Origin of the sequence: Micromonospora sp. M42 (genome assembly GCF_000568915.1) — a bacterium.
GTDB classification, from domain to species: Bacteria; Actinomycetota; Actinomycetes; order Mycobacteriales; family Micromonosporaceae; genus Micromonospora; species Micromonospora chalcea.
In genome coordinates this window covers 6,673,943-6,676,204 of sequence record NZ_KK037233.1, presented here as the reverse complement: position 1 = coordinate 6,676,204, position 2,262 = coordinate 6,673,943, and the positions used below count along the sequence as shown (strand labels likewise).

Annotated in this window: 2 protein-coding genes; both read right to left on the bottom strand. The window is 77.1% G+C overall.

Features of this window, described 5'->3' with window-relative positions:
* Positions 1-1,055, bottom strand: a 1,055-nt coding sequence (locus MCBG_RS34900) for a polyketide synthase dehydratase domain-containing protein (protein WP_369799343.1), incomplete at its 3' end; no start/stop codon positions are given.
* Positions 941-2,262 (bottom strand): acyltransferase domain-containing protein (locus tag MCBG_RS34895; RefSeq protein WP_369799342.1); only part of this gene is annotated, 1,322 nt, incomplete at its 5' end. The genes MCBG_RS34900 and MCBG_RS34895, both read right to left, overlap by 115 nt.

Genomic DNA, 2,262 nt, shown 5'->3' with positions numbered 1-2,262 from the left:
GCCGTCGAGGGTGCCGGGGCTGACCGCCCCGACAGTAAGACCGTCCGGCGGGACGAGTTCGTCGGCGGCCTGGAGGAGGGCCGGCCCAGGCGGGGCGTGCGCACCTCGTTGCCGCGTACGGCCACCTGGCCGCCGGTCGGCGAGGGGTTCTCGGCGACGGCGGCGAGCACGGCGAGGGTGGCCGGGGTGAGGTCCCCGTCGACGTCGGCGAGGACGATCCGCCCCGGGTGCTCGGACTGCGCCGAGCGCAGCAGACCCCAGACCGCCGCGCCGGGCAGGTCCCGCACCGCGTCCGCCGGGGTGGCGGCCACCGCCGCCCGGGTCAGCACGACGAGCGTGGTGTCGGCCAGCGCCTCACTGTCCAGCCAGGAGTGCAGCACGGCCAGGACGCGGGCGGTGGCCGTACGGACTTCGTCGGGCAGGTCGCCGTCCGGGGTGCCGGCGGGCACGGGGACCACGAGCGCGCGGGGCCCCTCGACCGTACCGGCCGAGACCGCCGCGGTCAGCTCGCCGACGGTCGGGAACACCGGCGTGACGAGGTCCGCCGGGGCGGGTCCGTCGCCGAGCAGCACCCAGCCGGAGACGTCCCGCGCCGGGGTGACCGTCTCGGCCTGCCACGTCACCTCGAACATCGACCGCTCCGCGGCCTCCGCGCCGGTGGCGTCGGTCATCTCCCGCAGGGCGAGCGACTCGACCGACACCACGGGCACGCCGGACTCGTCCCCGGCCACCAGCCGCACGCGCGAGCCCGCCCGGGTCAGCCGCACCCGCAGCGTCCGGGCGCCGGAGGCGTGCACCTGCACGCCCTCGAACGCGAACGGCACGCGCGGTCCGCCGGAGCGCTCGGCCAGCAGCAGCCCGACGGGGTGCAGGGCGGCGTCCAGCAACGCCGGGTGCACGGCGAAGCCGTCGGCGTCGCCGGCCGCCTCGTCCGGCAGGGTCACCTCGGCGTACGCCTCGTCGCCGGCGGTCCACAGCCGCCGCAGGCCCCGGAACGCCGGTCCGTAGGCCAGGCCGCGCTCCGCGAGCGCCGGGTACCAGCCGGCGAGGTCCACCTCGGTGCCTCCGGCCGGTGGCCAGGAGCCCAACGCCGGCTCGTCGGTGGCCTGTTCCAGCAGACCGTCGGCGTGCCGCGTCCAGGGGTCCTCGGGGTCGCCGTCGGGCTGCGAGTGCACCCCACGCTCCGGGGTTCCGGAAGCCGTCGGCAGGCGCCGACGCGCACCTGCACGCGGATCGCGCCCGGGTTCGGCAGCACCAACGGCGCGGCGACGGTCAGTTCCCGCACCCGGGAGGCGCCGACCTCGTCGCCGGCGCGCACCGCGAGCTCGACGAGGGCCGTGCCCGGCAACACCACGGCGCCGCCGACCACGTGGTCGGCGAGCCACGGGTGCGTGGACGCCGACAGCCGGCCGGTCAGCACGACCTCGTCGTCGCCGGCGAGGCGCACCGCCGCGCCGAGCAGCCCGTGCCCGGCCGCGCCCAGCCCCGCGCCCGACACGTCGCCGGTGGCGGAGCGGTCGAGCACCGGCCAGAACCGGTCCCGCTGGAAGGCGTACGTGGGCAGGTCGACAGGGGTGGCGCCGGAGCCGGCGAAGACGCGCGACCAGTCGACGGGCACGCCGGCGACGTGCAGCTCGCCGAGGTTGGCCAGTAGCTGACGCGGCCCGTGCCCGTCGCGGCGCAGCGAGCCCACCACCACGCCGCCGTCGGCCTTCCGGTCGAGCGCGTCCTGCACGGCGATCTTGAGTACGGGGTGCGGGCTGACCTCGACGAACGTCCGGAAGCCCCGCTCGATCAGCTGGTCCACGACCGGCGCGAGCCGGACCGGCTCCCGCAGGTTGCGGTACCAGTAGTCGGCGTCGAGCCCGGCGGTGTCGATCGGCTCGCCGGTGACTGTGGAGTGGAAGGGCACGGTGCTGGAGCGGGGGTCCACGGTGCCGAACCGGGCGATCACCTCGTCGCGGATCGGGTCGACGTGGCCGCTGTGCGCCGCGAAGTCGACGGCGATCTGCCGGGCGCGGACGTCGCGCTCGGCACAGTGCGCGAGCAGTTCGGCGACCGACGCCGAGTCGCCGGCGACCACTGTCACGGCGGCGCCGTTGAGGGCGGCGACGGAGAGGCTGCCCCGCCACGGCGCGATGAGCCGCTCGGTGTCGGCGGCCGGGAGCGGCACGGAGACCATGCCGCCGCGACCCGCGATCGACAGCAGGCCGTGGCTGCGCGCCACGACGAGCCGCGCGGCTTCGGCGAGGGTCAACGCGC